Below are 6,732 nucleotides of genomic sequence, written 5' to 3' on the forward strand. Positions count from 1 at the left end.
CGAGATGCCCTCGCTTGCAAGCGCGCGCGCGATACCCGCGACATCCGTGTTTTCCGCCGCGATGCGGCCCGCGGCGAACACGATTGTGTTGGCCGCGCCGGCCGCGCGGGCCGTTGGCGTCGCGCCGTCGGCAACGGCAAGCGCCGCCTCCTTGTGCGGAATCGTGACGGCGAGGCCGCTGTATCCTTCATCCCGCAGACGCAAGATCGTCTCGCGCGCGTCGTCGGTTTCCACCGCGATCATCCGGGCATCGAGGTCCATCGCGGCGTAAGCCGCGTTATGCACGGCGGGACTCGCGGAGTGCGCGACGGGTTTACCGATGACGGCGAAGCGAAGTCGGGACATGGGCGGCGATGTTAGCCATCGATTGGGGAATTGGGAATTGCGAATTGGGAATTGGGAATGCCATCGCGGAATCGCAATTCGACGGTACACGGGGGGCACGGGGGAGCCGCAGAGAACACGGCGCGTTGGATCATTGAATGGCGAACGCCTGGGCCGCGATCAACCGCGAATCCGGGTCAAGAGCCGGCGTCCCTCGTCCGCGGCCAGAAGCGCGTCGGCGAGCGCGGCGTCGTCGCCTTGCGCGGATTCGGGAAGGCGCGGGATGGCGCATAGCACGGGGGCGGCCGCGACATCGGCGAGAATGCGCGCGTTGGAATCGAGCGAAGCGTCGTCCGCCGCCGCGCCCGCGGACGTGAAAACGAATCCGAGCATTGGCAGATTCGACTGGCGCAGGGCCGTCTCCGTGAGAAGTGCGTGATTGAGGCATCCCAATCGATTGGCGACGACCACGAGCGCCGCCAGGCCGGCGTCGCGCGCAAGATCGGCCATCGTCGCGCCGCGCGCCATCGGCGAGAGCAGCCCGCCCGCGCCCTCCACGAGCAGCACATCAAACCGCGTCGCCAATGCACACAGGTATTCGGCGAGCCACGCCATGTCTATCGACGCGCCCGCGCTTTCGGCGGCCAGAAGCGGCGTGACGGGCCGATCGAAGCGATACGGACAAACGTCGTCAAGCGACTGCGTTCCGCCGGCCGCGGCGATGAGGCGTTCCGCGTCTCGCCCGCCCGCCGTTCGGCCGGTTTCCACGGGCTTGCATACGCCGACGGCCACGCCCTCGCGAACGAGCGCCGCGGCGATCGCGCAGGCGACGAGCGTTTTGCCGACGCCCGTGTCCGTGCCGGTGACGAGGATGGCGCGCGCGGTCATTTGCCCGCGCCGCCGCCTTTTTTCGTGCCGCCGGTTTTTTTCTTGTTCGCCTCGTCCACGACGCGATCGAAGCGCTCTTTTAGCGGCGGCATCAGCGACTCGAACATCGCCGTGACCATCGGCGCCGTATGCAATTGCAGCATTTCCTCGGCTTGCTCTTCGGTGAGGCCGTTGACGCGCGCAACCTTGCGGATGTGCGCGATGAGCGGTTTGACGACGGAGTCCTGGATCGGCTCGGCCGCCTTGGCGAGCACCTCGTTGGCCATGCGCGCCGCGATGTAGCGCGGCCACAGTTCGTTGGCCTCGCCGTCGGCGACGATATTGTTTTGCGACTTGAAGCGCGCGAATGCCTCGCGGTCGTCGAGCTGCCCGCGAATGATCTGGGCGCTTTCGGTCGACGACACCATTTCCAGCAGGTGATCGCGCAGCGGCCCGTAGTGCGCGAACGCGGCTTCCCAATAGGCCTTGAGCGCGCTGGAAATGCGTTCCTTGTCGTCCGCGGTGAGGCTTGCCCAGCGCGACGCCTCGGCGCTTGTCGCCTGCTCCACGAAGATCTTGTATTGACTGCGTACGACCGCGTCGATCGCCTGAAGATCGGGCGGCGCGCTCTCGCGCTTGACGCCCGCGGGCAGTTTTTGCACGAACGTGCCGGCGGGCGGCGTGCCGGGCGAAAACTCCTTCAACGCGATGTGACGCGCGACGCGGCCTTCTTCGCGATGCTCGACGCGCGAAAGCACGCCGTCTTTCGTGCGGATCGTGTGGACATAGGCGTCGTAGGCGACGGCGATCGTGTCGCCGTCCTCCTCGACCTTCGAGTTTGTCTCCGCAAGCCGGTTGAGCCACGGCGCGTCGCAGGGGCGCGCGGCGAAGGTGATCGCGAGGTTCGCGTTGCCGTCGGAGAGATCGACAAGATAAAAAGGATGGATGTCGGCCTTGGCCGCGAGCGTCCCGGCTTCCGGCACGATGTCGGCCAGGGGCGCGAGCTTGCCCGCGGCCTCGCGAACGATCGTCCGGGCGTTGCGCAAATCCATGACGAGCGCGTGCGACATGCCCTTGTCCCAAAGGATGACGTCGTTACCGTCGAAGTACGTGGAGAAATTCTGCGACTCGACGTCCATGCGAACGCGGCCGGCGCGTTCAAAAAACACGGCGATGCGAATATCCTTGCCGCTTGTTTCGTTGCGTCCTTCGTAGCGCGCCGTGAAGCCGGGCATCTCGCAAATCCGGCCACGCAAGTCCCGCGCCAAGGCCGTTTGATCTGCCGCAAGCGCAGAGACCGATGACGCGAACATCAACATAATACTGGCGAAAAGGGGCCGGTAGGACGGCCATTTAGCGATTGCGGCCAAAACACGGGCAAGCGCCGTCCAACCCCGCGAATTCTGTCCTTTTTTCACCTTGCCCCCTGCTGGTTTTTCGATGTGGTGTCCACACAAGGAACGCCGCGATATCAACGACTTACAAAACTTGTCCCCAGAGATGTCCGCAGCCTTAGGGATAAGCTGTTGGTTAGTCGGATAACCGTTCATGGGAATTTATCGCGCGGCCTCGCGCGCGCGAATTCGATCGCGGACGCGATCCCATTTGGCGGCCGGCGCGGCCAGATGGGGGATGGTCACCTTGCGCCCATCGATCCAGTCGGCGGGCTTAAAGGGCCGGCCGTCCAGGCTCGCGAAGCGGCCGCCCACCGATTCCAGAATCGCGAGCCCGCCCGCGTAGTCCCAGATATGCGAATCGAATCCCATCGTGCCGTCGGCAAGGCCCGCCGCGACGTAGCACAGATGATAGGCCATCGTGCCGTAGCCGCGCAGCTTGCCGGGATAGTCCGTCGCGAAATGCCGGTGAAAGTCGCTTGGCGCGATGAACGGACCCCACCGGTTATCGGGAGCCAGCGGCGCAAGCGGCCGGCCGTTGAGCGTCGCGGGCGCGCCGGTATCGACCGCGTACATCTCGCCGAGCACCGGGGCGTAGAAGACGCCGAGCGTGCACCGCCCTTCCTCGACAAGGCCGATGGACACGCCCCAGTGCGGGTAGCCGGAGCGGAACGAGTCGGTGCCGTCGATGGGATCGACCGCGAACACGCCCGCGCCGGATTTCGGCGCGATCGACGCATCCTCTTCGCCGATGAGTCCGGCATCGGGAAACGCGCGCGTGAGGCGCTCGACGATGATCTCCTGCGCGGCCAGGTCCGCCGCGGTGACGGGCGAATCGTCGTCCTTCATCTCAAACGCGAGATCGACGCCGCGCATGGTGAGCGCGAGATCGCCCGCCTCGCGCGCGGCCCGCATGACGATATCAAGGCGCGTCATGAGACGGCGGCGCGGTCGGCCGGCGTGAGCACCTCGTTGTGCGAGCCGGTGCGATAGCCCTCGAGGTCGAGAACGACGTATTGAAAACCGGCGGCCTTCACGCCGCGAACGACCGCCGCGCGTGCGACGTCATCGCCGACAAGACGCGGGAATTGCTCGCGCGGCAGTTCCACGCGCGCGATCGTGTCATGCGCGCGCACGCGCATTCCGGTAAAACCAAGTCCGGCGAGCGCGGACTCCGCGGCTTCGATTTTAGCAAGAATTTCGGGCGAGACGCGCGTGCCGTAGGGGATGCGCGAGGCCAGGCACGCGGCGGCCGGCTTGTCCCAGGTCGGCAGGTCCATCCGCCGCGACGCCTCTCGGATTTCCGCTTTGGTCAGGCCCGCCTCGGCCAGCGGATGACGCACGCCCTTTTCCGTCGCGGCCTTTCGGCCGGGGCGGTAGTCGGAAAGGTCGTCGGCGTTCAGGCCGTCGCAGACGAACGCCACGTCCATCGACGCGGCGACGCGCGCCGTGACTTCGTACAGCTCCGTCTTGCAGTGGTAACAGCGATCCGGCGCGTTGGCGCGATAGCCCTCGCGGTCCATCTCGTGCGTCTCGACGATTTGAACGGGGGCGTCGATCGCGCGCGCGAACGCTTCGGCGTCCGCCAGCTCCGACGCGGGCAGGCTGTCGCTTTTGCCGATCACCGCGCGCGCACGGCCGGGCATCGTTTCATGCGCGAACGCCAGCAAAAAGGCGGAGTCCGCCCCGCCGGAAAACGCGACGACAACGTCGCCCATCTCGCGCAGGATCCGCGCGAGCGATTCGAGTTTTTCGTCCAGGTTCATGGCTGCGTTGCTCTCCCGAAGTCCCTCGAGAGCTTTTTAGCACGGCGGCGTATGGAGAGGAAACGGAAGGGGCCGCGCCGTGTGGCGCAACCCCGATTTGCGGACCATCAATCAGCAGGCAAAACCGCCATCGTCATCATTGTCGTCGGCGTCGTCATCGTCGGTGTTGTCAGGATCATTGGCGGCGGCGGCGTCGTTCGTATCGTCGTCGGAAGCGCTCGCCATGGTTGTGGTTGTGGTTGTGGTGGACGTCGCCGGCACGGAGGCTGTCGTGGTGGTGGTTGTGGTCGGAGCAACGGTCGTCGTCGTGGTCGTCGTGGTATTGCCACCGTAATAAAGATACACGATGCCTTCGGAATGCTCGCCGTTGCTGGCGTGCGGAGCGCCGACGAGGATGTCGTCAAACCCGTCGCCGTTGACGTCGCCGGCGCCGGAGGCGGCGAAGCCAAAGTCTCCGCCACCGACCTTCGTCCAGGCAGCATCGACTTTGGGGCCTGTCGATGATCCGGTATGCACCCACGCCTGCTGGGGCCAGAAGTCGCCGACGATCATGTCGTCGTAACCATCCGCGTTGACGTCAAACCCGCCGTCAATGGGGATTTCCGCCACGCAAAAACCGTAGCAACCCGGAGAACTGTAGACCTTGCTCCAGGCCGGGGACGAAACGATTCCATGGGCGCGGCCGAGAAATACCGACACACGGCCTGCGACACCGTCCATCACCATGACGTCATCGTATCCGTCCGCGTTGGTGTCGCCGGCGGACGAGACGGCCGCGGTAAGTTCGCCCGGACGCGCCCAGACGGGCGACGGTTCGATGCCCGAACTCGAGCCCAAATAGACCTGCACGCCGTGGGGAAAAAAGCCTCCGGCGATGACGTCGTCGTAGCCGTCGCCGTTCACGTCGCCCGCGCCCGCCACACTGAAACCGACCCACGCGTAATAGGCGTTGCCTTCGGCGACCGAACCGGGCGAGTCCTCGAGCCCGAATTCGGAGCCGAAATAGACGGCGACTTTCCCTTCATTGAAAAGATCGTTGGAGAAGAACGGAAAGCCGATGACAACGTCGTCGTAACCGTCCGCATTAACGTCACCCGCGCCGCCGATCGCCCAGCCGAGATAGTCCTCCGCTTCGCCGTCCAGAATCTGATCCGCATTCGCGGAAAATCCACCCGCGCCGCCCAGATAAAGATAGGCTCGCCCGTTCACGTCATTTCCGTACCTGTAGTCGCCGATCAGGATGTCGTCATACCCGTCCGCGTTCACGTCACCCACCTCGGCGAGCGTCTCGCCAAAATCGGAACCGCCGGGCTCCTGCTGCACGGACCAGAACGGGACCGCGCCCGGCCCGGACACCGAGCCCAGATAGGCGTGCACGAATCGATCCGAGGTGACCAGAAAATCGTCGTAGCCGTCGGCGTTGATATCCCCCGCGGCCGATACTCTCCAGCCTAAAATGGACGTCATATCGTTGCCCTCCGTCGTCCAATCCGGGAGCGTCGACAGTTCGCTTATCCGGACATTGTCGTCGGAAGCCGTCAACGGCGTGGCGGCGTCATGAATTGGCTGGGGCCGGCACGAGGCCAATACGCCGCAAAGGGATACACAAAAAAGCGCGATCGTTACCCTCAACGTCATGTCGCCTCCCGTTACGGCAAGCGTCGCAAATCATGGGCAATTCAAATCGGACATCGACGTTATAGCTCCATTGCGGCGCTATTGGATACAGCGCAATTAGAGGCGGCCCGCGGAACGATGACCGTCATCCAACGGAAAGGGGCCGCGCCTTCTGGCGCGACCCCCGCTTGTCATTTGGTTCCGTCGATCCGATCAGCAGCCGCAGCACCCGTCGTCGTCGTCGTCGTCATCGTCATCGATCGCGGCCGAGTCATCGTCGTCGGCGCCGGATACCGACTCGCCAAGAAACGAGCCCGCCCGAAAATTTCTGCGCGGGATTGTCGCCGGAATACGCGCCGCGCAAAGCGGTCAGGCGGTAGGAATCGCGCCGCGCATCGCCCGGATCATCGGGCTCCTGGCCGCACGACACCGCGGAAACCAACGTGAGGAACACCGCCAAGGTCACGCCGTCGAACGCGCGCATACCGATCATCTTTCGGGATGGAAGGAAATGATGGCGGCCGACCGTCGATGAAATAACATCGCCCCGCAAAACCTTACCGACGCATCACCGAGGACCAGTAAACTCCGGTCCCGGCGCTGTCAATAGGCCACGCGCGATTCTGTACGAAGCGGGGAAGATGTCCTTGGTATAAGCGGGAGTAGATGTCCGGATTTCCGGCGGGGAGGTTTAAACGGGTGCGATGCAGCACTCATCCAACGCCCTGTCCCGCGAGGCCAAAGCCATGACGCGACGGGAAGTG

General features: G+C 64.7%; 6 protein-coding genes. All 6 read right to left on the reverse strand.

The annotated features are described in order from the left end of the window. A partial coding sequence (locus K8I61_15695) for a shikimate dehydrogenase (protein MBZ0273482.1) occupies positions 1-345 on the reverse strand: 345 nt, incomplete at its 3' end. A 159-nt stretch (positions 346-504) separates the two neighbouring features. Next, the gene (bioD, locus tag K8I61_15700; GenBank protein MBZ0273483.1) at positions 505-1,212 is read right to left on the reverse strand and encodes a dethiobiotin synthase; all 708 of its coding nucleotides are present in this window, start codon (positions 1,210-1,212) and stop codon (positions 505-507) included. Further along, positions 1,209-2,426, reverse strand: coding sequence for a hypothetical protein (locus tag K8I61_15705; protein MBZ0273484.1), 1,218 nt, complete (start codon positions 2,424-2,426; stop codon positions 1,209-1,211). Before K8I61_15705 ends, bioD begins: the two co-directional genes overlap by 4 nt. 321 nt (positions 2,427-2,747) lie before the next feature. Beyond that, on the reverse strand, positions 2,748-3,521 hold the full coding sequence (locus tag K8I61_15710; GenBank protein ID MBZ0273485.1) for an inositol monophosphatase: 774 nt from the start codon (positions 3,519-3,521) through the stop codon (positions 2,748-2,750). Continuing rightward, positions 3,518-4,351, reverse strand: coding sequence for an ATP-dependent sacrificial sulfur transferase LarE (gene larE / locus K8I61_15715; GenBank protein ID MBZ0273486.1), 834 nt, complete (start codon positions 4,349-4,351; stop codon positions 3,518-3,520). Before larE ends, K8I61_15710 begins: the two co-directional genes overlap by 4 nt. A gap of 111 nt (positions 4,352-4,462) precedes the next feature. Beyond that, the gene (locus K8I61_15720; GenBank protein MBZ0273487.1) at positions 4,463-5,818 is read right to left on the reverse strand and encodes an integrin alpha; all 1,356 of its coding nucleotides are present in this window, start codon (positions 5,816-5,818) and stop codon (positions 4,463-4,465) included. Positions 5,819-6,732 lie beyond the last annotated feature (914 nt).

The sequence above is a fragment of the bacterium genome, assembly GCA_019912885.1.
Classification (GTDB): domain Bacteria; phylum Lernaellota; class Lernaellaia; order JACKCT01; family JACKCT01; genus JAIOHV01.

Coding starts and splice junctions, on each gene's coding strand:
- K8I61_15710 (MBZ0273485.1), bottom strand. CDS start 3,521: ATGACGCGCCTTGATATCGTCATGCGGGCCGCGCGCGAGGCGGGCGAT.
- larE (MBZ0273486.1), bottom strand. CDS start 4,351: ATGAACCTGGACGAAAAACTCGAATCGCTCGCGCGGATCCTGCGCGAG.
- K8I61_15705 (MBZ0273484.1), bottom strand. CDS start 2,426: ATGCCCGGCTTCACGGCGCGCTACGAAGGACGCAACGAAACAAGCGGC.
- K8I61_15720 (MBZ0273487.1), bottom strand. CDS start 5,818: ATGACGTCCATTTTAGGCTGGAGAGTATCGGCCGCGGGGGATATCAAC.
- bioD (MBZ0273483.1), bottom strand. CDS start 1,212: ATGACCGCGCGCGCCATCCTCGTCACCGGCACGGACACGGGCGTCGGC.